Origin of the sequence: Kitasatospora sp. NPDC001547, assembly GCF_042894165.1 — a bacterium.
Taxonomy (GTDB): domain Bacteria; phylum Actinomycetota; class Actinomycetes; order Streptomycetales; family Streptomycetaceae; genus Kitasatospora.
Genome location: NZ_JBIAVL010000001.1, coordinates 500224 through 515244 on the forward strand (window position 1 = coordinate 500224; position 15021 = coordinate 515244).

The 15021-nt window shown below is 75.8% G+C and carries 11 protein-coding genes; 8 read left to right on the forward strand and 3 right to left on the reverse strand.

Annotated features, from left to right (window positions below; genetic code table 11):
• Window positions 1–80: 80 nt before the first annotated feature.
• Both ACFY0X_RS01970 and ACFY0X_RS01975 read right to left on the reverse strand, forming a co-directional pair.
• Window positions 81–623 carry a hypothetical protein gene (locus ACFY0X_RS01970; protein ID WP_387747741.1) on the reverse strand — a complete coding sequence of 181 codons (543 nt, stop codon included), beginning with the start codon at window positions 621–623 and terminating at the stop codon, window positions 81–83.
• Between the two features lie 227 nt (window positions 624–850).
• Window positions 851–2341 (reverse strand): alpha/beta hydrolase family protein, encoded by a 1491-nt coding sequence (locus ACFY0X_RS01975; RefSeq protein ID WP_387747743.1) that lies wholly within the window; start codon window positions 2339–2341, stop codon window positions 851–853.
• A 302-nt stretch (window positions 2342–2643) separates the two neighbouring features.
• Between ACFY0X_RS01975 and ACFY0X_RS01980 the strand changes: the two genes are divergently transcribed.
• Window positions 2644–3981 carry a sensor histidine kinase gene (locus tag ACFY0X_RS01980; protein WP_387747745.1) on the forward strand — a complete coding sequence of 446 codons (1338 nt, stop codon included), beginning with the start codon at window positions 2644–2646 and terminating at the stop codon, window positions 3979–3981.
• Window positions 3978–4652, forward strand: a complete 675-nt coding sequence (locus ACFY0X_RS01985; protein ID WP_387747747.1) for a response regulator — start codon at window positions 3978–3980, stop codon at window positions 4650–4652. The genes ACFY0X_RS01980 and ACFY0X_RS01985 overlap by 4 nt, the downstream gene beginning before the upstream one ends.
• Before the next feature lie 95 nt (window positions 4653–4747).
• Here the strand turns inward: ACFY0X_RS01985 and ACFY0X_RS01990 are convergent, their stop codons facing one another.
• Complete coding sequence (locus tag ACFY0X_RS01990) at window positions 4748–5107, reverse strand: DoxX family protein (protein WP_387747749.1); 360 nt, start codon at window positions 5105–5107, stop codon at window positions 4748–4750.
• Between the two features lie 417 nt (window positions 5108–5524).
• Between ACFY0X_RS01990 and ACFY0X_RS01995 the strand changes: the two genes are divergently transcribed.
• From ACFY0X_RS01995 to ACFY0X_RS02020, 6 genes are all read left to right on the forward strand, one after another.
• The gene (locus ACFY0X_RS01995; protein WP_387747751.1) at window positions 5525–6259 is read left to right on the forward strand and encodes a hypothetical protein; all 735 of its coding nucleotides are present in this window, start codon (window positions 5525–5527) and stop codon (window positions 6257–6259) included.
• Window positions 6260–6465: 206 nt separating this feature from the next.
• Window positions 6466–8175: an acyclic terpene utilization AtuA family protein gene (locus ACFY0X_RS02000; protein ID WP_387747753.1), complete on the forward strand. Its 1710-nt coding sequence runs from the start codon at window positions 6466–6468 to the stop codon at window positions 8173–8175.
• Complete coding sequence (locus ACFY0X_RS02005) at window positions 8172–9770, forward strand: acyl-CoA carboxylase subunit beta (protein ID WP_387747755.1); 1599 nt, start codon at window positions 8172–8174, stop codon at window positions 9768–9770. The genes ACFY0X_RS02000 and ACFY0X_RS02005 overlap by 4 nt, the downstream gene beginning before the upstream one ends.
• Window positions 9771–9784: 14 nt before the next feature.
• Window positions 9785–11842, forward strand: a complete 2058-nt coding sequence (locus ACFY0X_RS02010; RefSeq protein ID WP_387747757.1) for an acetyl/propionyl/methylcrotonyl-CoA carboxylase subunit alpha — start codon at window positions 9785–9787, stop codon at window positions 11840–11842.
• 12 nt (window positions 11843–11854) lie between these two features.
• On the forward strand, window positions 11855–13027 hold the full coding sequence (locus tag ACFY0X_RS02015) for an acyl-CoA dehydrogenase family protein (RefSeq protein ID WP_387747759.1): 1173 nt from the start codon (window positions 11855–11857) through the stop codon (window positions 13025–13027).
• Window positions 13028–13340: 313 nt separating this feature from the next.
• Window positions 13341–14939 carry a 4-coumarate--CoA ligase family protein gene (locus tag ACFY0X_RS02020; protein ID WP_387747761.1) on the forward strand — a complete coding sequence of 533 codons (1599 nt, stop codon included), beginning with the start codon at window positions 13341–13343 and terminating at the stop codon, window positions 14937–14939.
• Window positions 14940–15021 lie beyond the last annotated feature (82 nt).

Here is a 15021-nt window from a genome sequence, read left to right on the forward strand (position 1 = left end):
CGGGTGTTCCGGGCACGCCGACCGGCAACTGCGCGGCATCCGGCCGGCGTCCGGCCCGACCGGAGGCGGCGGGGGCCCGGCTACCGCAGCCCGGCGCCCGGACGGGCCGGGTCGCCGCCCAGGTCGATGACCAGGCGGACGACGAGCGAGCCGAGGGCGGCCTCGACGGCGGGGACGGTGCCGCCGCGATGGATGGTGACCAGGAGCGCGACGGCGCCGCCGGCGTGCCGGTCGAGCGGCTCGGTGTCCAGGACGCCCACCGCGTGCGGCAGGTGGGCCCGGGTCCAGCGCAGACCGGCCTCGCCGCGGTGGACCACCACGACCCGGACCGTCGGGAGGAGGAAGCGGGGCGCGAGCAGGGCGGCGAGGTTGCCGGTCAGGCCGTCCCCGTGCACGACGAGGGTGTCGGGGGCCGAGGCGGCCAGGCAGGAGAGGGCGTAGCGGACGACGGCGTACGGCTCGACCAGGGTGGCGCGGGCGGCGGGGAGGTCCTCGGGCAGGTGGGAGACCAGGCCGCCGCGGACGGCCGAGGCGCCGATCAGGACGCGCTGCTGGAACAGGCCCGGCACGTTGTGGCCGAGGAGGAAGGAGGGGTCGCCGGGGTGGGTCGGGTTGACGACCACCCGGTCGCCGCGGACCGTCGCGGGGATGGCGTGGGACTCCGTACGGGTCCCGCTGGGGCAGGCGTGAGCCGACGGCCCTGACCGGGCGTCGGCTCACGTGGTTCGGGCGGGCGGCTGTCGCGGTTCGGGCAGGTGGCGTCAGGGCCCGGGCGGGCGGCGTCGGTGCCCGGGCGGGCGGCGTCGGGGGCGGTCGGCCCTTGGTGGGTCGGCCCTGGTGGTTCGGCCGGTCAGCCGCCGGTGCCCGGGCGGTGGACGGTGAGGTCGCCGTAGGCCGACAGCGCGCCGGCCAGGTCGCCGGGTTCCTGCCGCAGGGTGGCGTCCAGGAAGGCGAGCGTGGTCGCGGCGACGACGCGCGGACCCCGGGTGCGGCCCAGGGAGCCGACCAGCGAGGGCACCGGCGGCAGGTACAGGGGCGCGTCCGTGAAGGTGAGGTGGGCGGCACCGGGGACGGTGAGCCGGTAGCCCGTCGCGGTGCTGCGCCCGAGGACCTCGTTGAGGCGGGGGAGGTACCGCGGGTCGGTCGTCGGGCCGAGGGCCTGGGTGAGCGCCAGTGCCGGCTGGTGGAAGGGGAGCGGCTCGGGGTCGCGGGGGTAGCCGTCCAGGTCGATGACGGCGGCGAACCGGCGGTCCTGGCGGGCTGCCTGCAGGGCGGCGGCGCCGCCCAGCGAGTGGCCGGTCGCCGCGGCCCGGCCGGTGTCCAGCCGTCCGGCCAGCGGGCCGTCGATCTCGCCCCGGTCCAGCCGTCCCAGCTGGGTGAGGACGAAGCCGAGGTCCGCGGCCCGGATCCCGGTCGTCTCGGCGGCCCGCCGGTCGTCCTCGGCGTCGTCGCCGGTGGCGGCGAGCGCGGTGCCGACCGTCCGGCCGTCGGCGAGCACGACGGCGGCGGAGTCGTACGGGTGGTCGAGCGCGGCGACCACGTAGCCGTGACTGGCCAGCTCCTCCGCCCAGGCGGTGTTCTGGGTGCGCACGCCGCCCAGTCCGGGGGAGAACAGCACGACCGGGAACCGTCCGCCGTCGCCGGCCACCGGGGCGTCGACCACCGCGTGGCCGTGGGCGCGCGGAACCCCGTCGACCAGGAAGCCGGGGAGGCCGGAGTAGCGGGCGAGGGCGCCGGCGACGGTCCGCGCCTCCTGCTCCGTACGGCCGAGGTACCGGGCCCGCTGCGCACCCGCGGGGCTGCGTTGCGCGGGGTACCAGAGCTGGACCACGACCGTGCGCCGGTCACCGGGTTCGGGCGTGGCGGTCTCGGGGCGCTCCGGGTCGGTCCACTGCACCACCCGGGTGCCGACCGCGAAGCGGCCGGTCGGCTCGGGGAGGACGGGGACGGGGAAGGCCCAGGCGGCCGCCGGGCCCGTGGCGGTCAGGGCGGCGCAGACGAGCGAACCCGGCAGCGCCACCCACCAGCGGGCCCGCCTGACCGGTCGGCCGGCACGCCGGCGCAGCAGCGGGGAGACGGCGAACGGCAGCGCCAGGGCGCCACCCGCCAGGACCGGCAGCAGCTGCCAGCGGAGCCCCGACACACCCAGTGCTGCCGCGGACAGCGCGAAGACCGGTCCCGCCGCGACGGTGACGGGCGGCCGGGCGGCGGGCGGAAGCCAGCGCGCCACGACCAGTGCGAGGGCTGCCAGCAGGGCGAGGATTTCCAGGGGGGACATCTGCGGTCCCGTGATGATGTCGGTCACCCGGCCATCGTCGGCGCGCGGTGCGCGCCGCCACATCGATCCCGGGTCGCCACCGCGTGCGACCGGAGCCGCAACCGGCGGCACGTCCCCCGCCGACCGCGGCCGCACCCGGAAGCGTCGCCCGTGCGACCGGAGTCGCAGTCCGGCACGCCTGATCAGCGGTCCTTCTGCGACCCCGGGAGGTGGTGGGACTCCTCCTGCGGTCGTACTCCGGACCGCCGCCCTCCGACGGTGGACTCATGCGCTCCGCCTGCGCGCGGCCCTACGGTGGCAGGGCCGCGGTACGCGGAGGCGGGCCCGACCGGGCCGCCATGACGCCGGATCGACAGGGACGTGCGATGACCGAGGCGGCAGCGGGCACCGGCGGTGCCAGTCCGGTGCGGCGGCGGGACAGGGTGCCGGGCCGGGTGCTCCGGGCGTGGGCGGCCGTACGGCCGGCGGAGTACGCCGACCCGGGCGCCGCGTCCTCCGCTTGGGCGGCGCGAGCGCTGAGCGCCGCCCGGCGCCGGGGCTCCCGGCTGCCGCCCACCGTGTGGGACTCGCTGCTGCCCGCGCTGCTCGTCCTCAACATCGCGACCACGCGCGGGCCGCAGGACCTGCCGGAGGCCGCCGGCTTCACGGCCGCGCTCGCGCTGCCCCTGGTGTGGCGGCGCCGGGCGCCGCTCACCGTGTTCGGCACCGTTGCGGCCGTGGCCTTCGTCCAGTGGCTGATGGACGTCCAACTGCCCGCGGACATCGCCCTGTTGGTGGCGCTCTACACGGTGGCCGCGAACGCGGGGCGGCGCGCCACCCTGGTCGCCGGTGCCGTCGTGGAGGCGGGCGCCCTGCTGGCCTGCCTGCGCTGGACGGCGGACGGCGCGTTCCTCACCCCCTTCGTCGCGGCGAGCGCGATGGCCGTCGCCGCCGCCGTCCTCGGCGTGAACGTGCGGACCACGCGTGCCTACCTCGCGGCCGTGGAGGAACGGGCCGCCCGCCTGGAGCAGCAGCAGGAACAGCAGGCGCGGCTGGCCGTCGCCGAGGAGCGGGCCCGCATCACCCGCGAGATGCACGACATCGTCACCCACAACCTGTCCGTCATGGTCGCGCTCACCGACGCCGCCGTCTACGCGCAGCACCGGTCGCCCGAGAAGGCGACCGCCGCGATGCTCCAGATCTCCGAGACCGGCCGACAGGCCCTGACCGACATGCGGCGCTCCCTGGGCCTGCTGCGCACCGACGAACCGGACGCCGAACCGGACGTGGAGCGCCACCCGCTGCCCGGCATCGCCCAACTGCGGGCCCTGGCCGACCAGATGTGCGCCGCCGGGCTGCCGACCCGGCTGGAGGTCCACGGCAGCCACACCCACGTCCCCGCCACCGCCCAACTGACCGTCTACCGCCTGGTACAGGAAGCCTTGACCAACGCCCTCAAGCACACACCCCCCGGCACCCGGGCGAACGTCCGGGTGCGGTGCTCGGCCGTGGACGTCACCGTCGACGTCACCGACAGCGGCCCGTGCCCGCCGTCCTCCGGCTCCACCCCCTCCGGCGCCACTCCCTCCGGCCACGGCATCCCCGGCATGCGCGAGCGCGCCGCCGCCTACGGGGGGACGTTGCGGGCCGGACCGCTCCCGGACGGCGGCTGGGGCGTCCGGACCCGCCTCGACCTCGGCGGCGGTACGGAGGCGCCCGCATGACGATCCGCATCCTGATCGCCGACGACGAGGCGCTGCTCCGGATGGCCTTCGGCACCGTCCTGGAGGCCCAGCCCGACATGGCCCCGGTCGGCGAGGCCGCGGACGGCGCCGAGGCCGTCCGCCTCGCCCGGGAACTGCGGCCCGACGTCGTCCTCATGGATGTTCGGATGCCCGGCACCGACGGGATCGAGGCGACCCGACGGCTGGTGCGGGCCTCCCCGCAGAGCAGGGTGCTGATCCTCACCACCTTCGACCTCGACGAGTACGCCTTCGCCGGACTCGACGCCGGAGCCTCGGGCTTCCTGCTGAAGAACACCAGGCCTGAGGAACTGCTCACCGCGATCCGCAGCGTGGCCGCCGGCGACGCGGTGGTCTCCCCGCGGATCACCCGCCTCCTCCTGGAGAACTTCCGCCCTCACCTCCCCGGCAGCCGGGACACCGCCCGCGACACCGCCCGCGACGAGCGCCTGCGACGGCTCACCCCCCGCGAACGCGAGGTGCTCGTCCAGGTCGGCCGCGGCCTGTCCAACACCGAGATCGCGGCCACCCTCCACCTCGCGGAGGCCACCGTCAAGTCCCACCTCGGCCGCGTCCTGCAGAAGCTCGAACTCCGCGACCGCATCCAGGCCGTGGTCTTCGCCTACGAGTCCCGCCTCGTCCACCCGGCCTGACCCGGCCGCCCGCTGGGTGGGGAGAGGCATCGGATCTCGCCGCAGGTCAGGGGCCGACCCCGCCGCCGCGCCAACCGGCCGAGGGCCGTGCCCGGTCACGGCCCGGTGGCCGGCCAGACGGCCGCGGCCGCCGTGACGGTGAGCCCGGCGTTGAGTGCGATCCGGCGGTCTCCGCCCGTGAGGTGGACGGTGATCGCGCCGATCTGCAGGAGGACGAAGCCGATGGCCGCGGCCGGTGCCAGGGAGGGGACGACGCCGGTCAGCGGTGGCAGGAGCAGGCCGGTCGCGCCGAGTATCTCGACCGTCCCCAGGGCTCTGAGGGCGGGCAGGGGCAGGCGGTCGACCCAGGCCATCATCGGGCGGAGTTCATCGCGGCTGCGGACCGCCTTCAGCGTGCCCGCGTAGCAGTAGAAGAGCGCGAGCGGTCCCGCGACGATCCAGTAGACGGCGTTCATGGTTCCCGTTCATGGGCCGCCGGTCCACGGCGGCCCGTCGATGGTGTGGTTCGCCGGGAGGGGCCCTTCACCCTAGGCCGGTGGCGGGCTCGGTCGCGTAGCGGCTCATCGCGTCGAGGGTGGTCCGGGGCGTCTGCGGCCGGCCGGTGGCGAGCACGAGTGGCCCTGGTGCCGCTGGCCGACATGGCGCCGAGCCGAGTGGTGGCGGTGTGGAACGCGGGGGACACCAACCCGTTGGTCCGCTCCTTCGTCGAGACCGCCACGGCCGCGTACCGCCGCTGAGCACGTGCGTCGGCCGGTCCGGCGCGGCACCGGTGTGCGCCCTGGCGCAATCCGCGGACCCACCCGGTGCCACCGTCGTCCGTCGGCGCCGGAGGCGGGTGGCCGACGCCGGGGGAGCGCGGCTACTGTGCGCGGATGTCGTACCGACTCGACGCCGTCATCGGCGACTTCGACCGCTTGCGGAGCTGGGCCCAAGGCGTGCCGGGGGCGGTGGTCGCCCCGCTCGGGCAGCGCCTGGGGCTGCTGCCGCTGTCCACCGCGCTCCGCGGTGAGCTGCCGCGGATCCTTCGTGAGCTCTCGCGGAGCGGGCCGGTGGCCCGGGTCGAAGCGGACTTCTGGGGCGGCGACGGGGACCAGACCGCCGCCGTCTGGCGGGCCGGTGCGCGGGAGTGGGGGCCCGTGCACACCGCGGAGTTCAGTGGTCCGCGGGAGGAGTGGCCGATCAACGCGGCGCTCGCCCGGCTCGGGGTGGCGCCGGCTGGCCCCGGCGCGCCGGACCACCGCGACCTGTTCCTGGAGGTGGGGCTCGGCCGGGGACGGGACGAGGAGGACTGGCGTCGGGCCGCGCTGAAGGCCCGCGACGTGGCCGACTACGACGAGTGGCACGCCGGGAAGCGGGCCGAGCGCGAGCGCGGGGAGCGCGCCGCAGCCGAGCGCGCCGTCCACCGGCGGCTGCCCGGCGTCCCGGTGCCGCTGGACGGCGGGGAGATCATCGCCCTGCTCGGCCTTCCGCCGGGCCGGACGATCGGAGCGGCCATCCGCCACCTCCAGCAACTCCACCTCGACCGAGGCCCCCAGTCCCGCGCGGAAGCCGAAGCCGCACTGCGCACCTGGGCGGCGGAGCAGGGGCTGACCCCCGCCGCGGAGTAGCGGGACGGCGACTCGACAGGCCGCCGTCGGCGGTCAGGGCACGGACACCCGGGCGGTCGCCGTCCCGCCCGTTCCCGTTCCGGAGGGCGGGAAACGGATGCCCGAAAACAAGCAAGCATGATTGCTTTTTTCTTCGGGCGGTGCCACGCTGCTGCCCGGCGGCGCCCGTCCGAGGATGCCGTCAACTCACCGGCAGGGGAGGCGCATTGGCGCGCGACGGCACGGTACTGCGGATCGGCAACGCCTCGGGGTTCTACGGGGACCGCTTCGCCGCGGTGCGGGAGATGCTCACCGGCGGGCCGCTGGACGTGCTCACCGGGGACTACCTGGCCGAGCTGACCATGCTGATCCTCGCCCGGGACCGCTTGAAGGACCCGTCGCTCGGCTACGCCCGGACCTTCCTGCGGCAGATGGAGGAGTGCCTCGGCCTGGCCCGCGAGCGGGACGTGAAGATCGTGGTCAACGCCGGCGGCCTCAACCCGGCCCGGCTCGCCGAGGAGCTGCGCGCGCTGGCCCGGCGGCTGGGCGTGGAGGCCTCCGTCGCCCATGTCGAGGGTGACGACCTGCTGCCACGCCGGGCCGAACTCGGACTGCCCGACGGCTTGTTGGCCGCCAATGCCTACCTCGGCGGGTTCGGCGTCGCCGCCTGCCTGGCCGCGGGCGCCGACGTGGTGGTGACCGGCCGGGTGACGGACGCGGCGCTGGTCGTCGGCCCCGGGATCGCCCACTTCGGCTGGACCCACGAGGACCTGGACGCCCTGGCCGGCGCGGTGGTGGCCGGGCACGTCCTGGAGTGCGGCGCCCAGGCGACCGGCGGCAACTACGCCTTCTTCCAGGAGCACGACGTCACCCGCCCCGGCTTCCCGCTCGCCGAACTCCACGCCGACGGCTCCAGTGTGATCACCAAGCACCCGGGCACCGGCGGCGCCGTCACCACCGGCACCGTCACCGCCCAACTCCTGTACGAGACCGGCGGACCGCACTACCTCGGCCCGGACGTCACGGCCAGGCTGGACACCGTGCGGCTCACCGAGGAGGGCCCGGACCGGGTCCGGATCGACGGCGTGCGCGGCGAGGCCCCGCCGCCCACCCTGAAGGCGGGCCTCAACCGGCTCGGCGGCCACCTCAACGAAGTGGTGTTCCTGCTGACCGGCCTGGACATCGAGGCGAAGGCCGCCCTGGTGCGGCGGCAGTTCGCCCAGGCGCTGCCGCCCGGCGCCCGCCCCGCCGAACTGCGCTGGACGCTGGCCCGCACCGACCACCCGGACGCGCCGACCGAGGAGGCCGCCTCCGCCCTGCTCCGGCTGGCCGCCCGCGACCCGGACCCGGCCCGGGTCGGGCGCGAACTCGGCAGGGCCGCCGTGGAGTCGGGGCTGTCCGGGTACCCCGGCTTCCACCTCGCCGCCCCGCCCGGGCCGGGTGCGCCGTACGGGGTGTTCAGCGCCGCGTACGTCGACGCCGAGGCCGTCGAGCACACCGCCGTCCTGCCGGACGGCCGCCGGATCGCCGTACCGCCGGCGCCCGTCACCACCGCCCAACCGGAGCCGGTGGAAGCCGAGTTGCCGGAGCCGCCGGCGGCCGGGCCCACCCGGCGGGCCCCGCTCGGCCTGGTGGCCGGCGCACGCAGCGGCGACAAGGGCGGCGACGCCAACCTCGGCGTCTGGGCCCGTTCGGCGGACGGCTGGCGCTGGCTGGCGCACACCCTCACCGTTGAGAGGCTCCGCGAACTCCTCCCCGAGACGGCCGACCTGCCCGTCACCCGGTATCTGCTGCCGAACCTGCGCGCGGTCAACTTCACCCTCACCGGCCTGCTCGGCGAGGGCGTCGCCGCCCGGCACCGCTTCGACCCGCAGGCCAAGGCCCTCGGGGAGTGGCTGCGCTCCCGCCACCTCGACATCCCGGAGGCCCTGCTGTGACCGCCCTGACCACCCGCGTCGACCCGGCCGGTCCCGAGTACGCCGAGCACCGCGCCGCGATGCTCGCCAGGCTCGCCGAGCTCGACGCCGAGCACGCCAAGGCACTGGCCGGCGGCGGCCCCGCGTACGTGGAGCGCCACCGCGGGCGCGGCAAGCTGCTGGCCCGCGAGCGGATCGAGCTGCTGGTCGACCCGGACTCCCCGTTCCTGGAGCTGTCCCCGCTGGCCGCCTGGGGGAGCGACCACCCGGTGGGCGCGGCCCTGGTCACCGGCATCGGCGTGATCGAGGGGGTGGAGTGCGTGATCACCGCCAACGACCCGACGGTGCGCGGCGGCGCCAGCAACCCCTGGACCCTCCGCAAGGCCCTGCGGGCCAACGAGATCGCGCTGGTCAACCGCCTCCCGCTGGTCAACCTGGTCGAGTCCGGCGGCGCCGACCTGCCCAGCCAGAAGGAGATCTTCATCCCCGGCGGCGCCCTCTTCCGCGACCTCACCCGGCTCTCCGCCGCCGGAGTCCCCACCGTGGCCGTGGTGTTCGGCAACTCGACGGCCGGCGGCGCCTACGTGCCGGGCATGTCCGACCACACCGTGCTGGTCAAGGAGCGCGCCAAGGTGTTCCTCGGCGGCCCGCCGCTGGTGCGGATGGCCACCGGTGAGGAGGCCGACGACGAGTCGCTGGGCGGCGCCGAGATGCACGCCCGGGTCTCCGGCCTGGCCGACCACTTCGCCGTGGACGAGGCGGACGCGCTGCGGACCGCCCGCCGGATCGTCGCCCGGCTCGACCACCGCAAGCCCGGCCCCGACCCGGACCCGCTGGCCGAGCCGCCCAGGTACGACGAGGAGGAGCTGCTCGGCATCGTCCCGGGGGACCTCAAGGTGCCCTTCGACCCGCGCGAGGTGATCGCCCGGATCGTCGACGGCTCCGACTTCGACGAGTTCAAACCGCTCTACGGCACCAGCCTGGCCACCGGCTGGGCCCGCCTGCACGGCTACCCGGTGGGTGTGCTGGCCAACGCCCAGGGCGTGCTGTTCAGCCAGGAGTCCCAGAAGGCCGCCCAGTTCATCCAGCTGGCCAACCAGCGGAACACCCCGCTGCTGTTCCTGCACAACACCACCGGCTACATGGTCGGCAAGGACTACGAGCAGGGCGGCATCATCAAGCACGGCGCGATGATGATCAACGCCGTCGCCAACTCCACCGTGCCGCACCTGTCCGTGCTGATGGGCGCCTCCTACGGCGCCGGCCACTACGGCATGTGCGGCCGCGCCTTCGAGCCGCGCTTCCTGTTCGCCTGGCCGAGCGCCAAGTCCGCGGTGATGGGCCCCCAGCAGCTCGCCGGGGTGCTGTCGATCGTCGCCCGGCAGTCCGCCGCGGCCAAGGGGCGGCCGTACGACGAGGACGCGGACGCGGCGATCCGGGCGATGGTCGAGCAGCAGATCGAGGCCGAGTCCCTGCCGGCGTTCCTCTCCGGCCGGCTCTACGACGACGGCGTCATCGACCCGCGCGACACCCGGACGGTGCTCGGCCTGTGCCTGTCCGCGATCCACAACGCGCCGGTCGAGGGCGCGCGCGGCTACGGCGTCTTCCGACTGTAAGGGACTCCCGAGACATGATCACCAACCTGCTGGTCGCCAACCGGGGTGAGATCGCCCGCCGGGTCTTCCGCACCTGCCGGGAGCTCGGCATCGCGACCACCGCCGTCCACTCCGACCCGGACGCGGGCGCCCCGCACGTGCGCGAGGCCGACGCCGCCGTCCGGCTGCCCGGCGCCGCGCCCGCCGACACCTACCTGCGCGCCGACCTGATCGTCCGGGCCGCGCTGGCCGCCGGGGCCGACGCCGTCCACCCCGGGTACGGATTCCTGTCCGAGAACGCCGGGTTCGCCCGGGCCGTGCTGGACGCCGGCCTGGTCTGGGTCGGCCCGCCGCCGGCCGCGATCGCCGCGATGGGCTCCAAGACCGCCGCCAAGCGGCTGATGGCCGGGGTCGGGGTGCCGGTGCTGGGAGCCCTCACCGAGCCCACCGAGGCCGACCTGCCGCTGCTGGTCAAGGCCGCCGCGGGCGGCGGCGGACGCGGCATGCGGGTCGTCCGGAGCCTGGCCGACCTCCCCGGCGAACTGGCGGCCGCCCGCGCCGAGGCGGCCAAGGCCTTCGGCTCGGACGAGGTGTTCTGCGAGCGCTACCTGCCCGCCGGCCGCCACGTCGAGGTCCAACTGCTGGCCGACACCCACGGCACCGTCTGGGCGGTCGGCGACCGCGACTGCTCGCTGCAGCGGCGGCACCAGAAGGTGATCGAGGAGGCCCCGGCCCCCGGCCTGCCGGCGGAGGTCCGCACCGCACTGCACGCGGCGGCCCGCGACGCGGCCGGGGCGATCGGCTACACGGGCGCCGGCACCGCCGAGTTCCTGCTCGCCGAGGACGGCCGGTTCTACTTCCTGGAGATGAACACCCGCCTCCAGGTCGAACACCCGGTCACCGAGGCGGTCACCGGCCTGGACCTGGTGGCCCTGCAACTCGCCGTCGCCGAGGGCGAGCGGCTGCTGCCCGAGCCCCCCGCCCCCAGCGGCCACGCGATCGAGGCCCGGCTCTACGCCGAGGACCCGGCCCAGGACTGGCGGCCCGCCACCGGCACCCTGCACCGGCTCGAACTCACCGTCCCGTACCAGGAGTTCACCGGTGCCGGGCTCCGGCTGGACGCCGGCGTGGAGGCCGGCAGCGAGATCACCCCGCACTACGACGCGATGCTCGCCAAGGTGATCGCCTGGGCGCCCACCCGCGCCGCCGCCGCCCGCCGGCTCGCCGACGCGCTCGCCCGCGCCCGGATCCACGGCCCGGCCACCAACCGGGAGCTGCTGGTCCGCGCGCTGCGCCACCCGGCCTTCCTGGCCGCCGAGTTGCACACCGGCTTCCTGGCCGAGCACTCGGACGACCTCACCGCCCCGGACACCGGGGGCGCCGAACGCGCCGCGCTGGCCGCCGCCCTGGCCGACGCGGCCGGCCGCCGGGGCGCGCTGCCCTCCGGCTGGCGCAACCTGCCCTCCCAGCCGCAGCTCAGGCGCTACCGGGCCGAGGGCGGCACGAAGAGCGGCGCCGAAGCGGACACCGAGGACGGCGCCGAGGTGACCGTGCGCTACCGGCTCACCCGTGCCGGCCTGCTGGCCGAAGGCCACCCGGAGGTCGAACTCGTGGAGGCCGCGCCGGACCGGGTGGTGCTGTCCGAGGGCGGGCTCCGGCGCACCTACCGGATCGCCCGGTACGGCGACCGGGTGCACGTCGACACCCCGGCCGGCGGCACCGCGCTCACCGCCCTGCCGCGCTTCCCCGACCCCGCCGTTCGCACCGACCCCGGGGCGCTGCTCGCCCCGATGCCCGGCACCGTCGTCCGGGTCGTCGCCGCCGTCGGGGAGACCGTCGCCGCGGGGCAGCCGCTGCTGGTCCTGGAGGCGATGAAGATGGAGCACCGCGTCGCCGCCCCGGCCGACGGCACCCTCGTCGAACTGCTCGCCGCCCCCGGCCGGCAGGTCGAGACCGGCACCCTGCTGGCCGTCGTCCAGCCCGCCCCGGCTGTGCAGCCCGTGCCAGCCGTGCAGCCCGCCCCGACCGCCGCCCAGCCCGCCCCGACCGCCGCCCAGCCCGCCCCGGCCGTCGTCCGGCCCACCGAAGCCTGAGGAAGGACCCGCATGTCCACCATCGGCAGCCAGCTCCTGGAGACCCCCGAACGCCGGACCCTGCGCCGGGCCGTCGGCGACCTCGGCCGCCGCTACGGCTCCGCCTACTACCTCGCCAAGGCCCGGGCCGGCGAGCCCGCCGACGAACTGTGGGCGGAGGCCGGCAAGGCCGGCTACCTCGGCGTCAACCTGCCCGCCGAGTACGGCGGCGGGGGCGGCGGCGTCACCGACCTCGCCATCGTCCTGGAGGAACTCGGCACCGCCGGCTGCCCGCTGCTGCTGCTGATCGTCTCCCCGGCGATCTGCGGCACCGTGATCGCCCGCTACGGCACCGAGGAGCAGAAGCGCCGCTGGCTGCCCGGCCTGGCCGACGGCAGCCGCAAAATGGCCTTCGGCATCACCGAACCGGACGCCGGCTCCAACACCCACCGGATATCCACCGTCGCCCGCCGGGACGGCGAGGACTGGCTGCTGACCGGCCGCAAGGTCTTCGTCTCCGGCATCGACCACTGCGACGCGGTGCTGTTCGTCGCCCGTACGGAGGACGCCCGCACCGGTCGGCTCAAGCCCTGCCTGTTCGTCGTCCCGCGCGAGACCCCCGGCTTCGAGTACCGGGCGATCCCGATGGAGCTGGTCGCCCCGGAGAAGCAGTTCCAGGTCTTCCTGGACGACGTCCGGCTGCCCGCCGACGCCCTGGTCGGCGACGAGGACGCGGGCCTGCTCCAGCTGTTCGCCGGCCTCAACCCCGAGCGCGTCCTGACCGCCGCCTTCTCGCTCGGCCTCGCCCGCCAGGCGCTCGGCAAGGCCGTCGAGTACGCCAGGACCCGCACCGTCTGGTCCACCCCGATCGGCGCCCACCAGGGCCTGGCCCACCCGCTCGCCCAGTGCGCGGTGGAGATCGAGCTGGCCCGGCTGATGACCCAGAAGGCCGGGCTGCTCTACGACGCGGGCGAGGACGTCGCCGCCGGGGAGGCCGCCAACATGGCCAAGTACGCCGCCGGGGAGGCCGCCGCCCGCACGGTCGACCAGGCGGTGCAGACCCTCGGAGGCAACGGCCTGACCCAGGAGTACGGGCTGGGCGCGCTGCTGGCCGCCACCCGGGTGGGCCGGGTCGCCCCGGTCAGCCGGGAGATGGTGCTCAACTACGTGGCCCAGCACACCCTCGGGCTGCCCAAGTCGTACTGAGCCACCGGCCGTCGCACGGATGCGCGAACACCACGGTGCCGTCCTCGCGGCCGGTGCGGCGTCCACGGTCGGGGCCCGGGCCGGCGGCGGGGGAGGGGGTCACCCGGCGGGGGAGCGCCAGGGGGCGGGTGGACGAGGTGCGCACCGCCCGGTCGGGCGCCCCCCGGGAGCAACCGCGCCCCGCATCCCCCGTCCCCGGTTCCCCACAATGGCCGAGCCGGACCCCTGACTGTCCGTATGCTCCTGAACGCGCACCGCACCGAAACGCTCACCGGTTTTGTTGCTACGTCAACTTCCTTACTGGAGGCTCACCTTGGTGTTCCGAAGCGAGTTCCCCGACGTCCCCGTGGTCGACCTGCCGATCCACGAGGCGGTGCTCGGCGCCGCACGGAGGTACGGCGACCGTCCGGCCCTGATCGACGGCATCACCGGCGAGAGCACCAGCTACGCCCAACTCGCCGCCGCCGTCGAGCGGGTGGCCGCCGGGCTGGCCGAGACAGGCGTGCGCCGCGGTGACGTCGTCGCCCTCTTCAGCCCCAATTCGACCGCCTACCCGATGGCCTACTTCGGCGCGACCAGGGCCGGCGCCACCGTCACCACGGTCTCCTCCTTCGCCACGCCCCCCGAGCTGGCCGGCCAGCTGCGCGACAGCGGCACCCGCTGGCTGGTCACCGTCTCCCGCTTCCTGCCAACCGCCCGTGCGGCCGCCGAACTGCTCGTCGAACAGGGCCACCCGCTGGCCGAGATCATCGTCCTGGACGGCGCCGAGGACCACCGCTCGCTCACCGACCTGCTGGCCTCCGCCGGCCCCGCCCCCGAGGTCGCCATCGACCCGGGCGAGGACATCGCCGTGCTGCCGTACTCCAGCGGCACCACCGGCCTGCCCAAGGGCGTGATGCTCACCCACCGCTCGATCGCCACCAACCTCGCCCAGTGCGACGCCCTCTACCGGCCCGCCGAGGGCGAACGGGTGCTCGCCGTCCTGCCGTTCTTCCACATCTACGGACTGGCCGCGCTGCTCAACCAGCCGCTGCGCTGCGGCGCCACCGTGGTCGTCCTGCCCCGCTTCGACCTGGAGCAGTTCTGCCGCACGATCCAGGAGCACCGGGTGCAGGCCCTGGTGGTCGCCCCGCCGATCGCCCTCGCGCTGGCCCGCCACCCGGTCGTGGAGCAGTACGACCTCTCCTCGGTCGAGTACCTGCTGTGCGCCGCCGCCCCGCTGGACCACGAGCTCGCCGACGCCTGCGCCAAGCGGCTCGGCCTGCCGCACCTGCTCCAGGGCTACGGCATGACCGAGCTCTCCCCGGTCACCCACGTCGTCTCCCCGCGCGAGGGCGACCCCCCGCCCGGCTCGGTCGGCCGGATGGTCCCCTCCACCGAGCTGCGGATCGCCGCCCTGGACGGCTCCGACGGCGACCTCGGGCCCGGTGAGCGCGGCGAGCTGCTGATCCGCGGCCCCCAGGTGATGAAGGGCTACTTCGGCCGCCCGTCCGAGACCGCCGCGGTGGTCGACGCCGAGGGCTGGCTGCACACCGGCGACGTCGGCTTCGTGGACGAGCGCGGCTACCTGCACATCGTCGACCGGGTCAAGGAGCTGATCAAGTACAAGGGCTACCAGGTCGCCCCCGCCGAGCTGGAGGCCGTCCTGCTCGGCCACCCGCAGATCACCGACGCCGCCGTGATCGGGGTCCCGGACGCCGAGGGCACCGAGTGCCCCAAGGCCTTCGTGGTCCGCGCCCCGGGCAGCGCCCTCACCGAGGAGGAGGTCACCGGCTACGTCGCCCGGCAGGTCGCCCCGTACAAGAAGGTCCGCGTGGTGGAGTTCGTGGACGCCGTCCCCAAGTCCGCCGCCGGGAAGATCCTCCGCCGCGAACTGCGCGCCCGCGAGGCCGGCCGCGCCGCCGCCCGCTGACCGGCCCGGGCCGCCCCGGCGGCCGAAGACCGGCGCCCGTCTGTGAGGATCTTCCTGCCGCGCCCCGACCGGGACCCGCCGC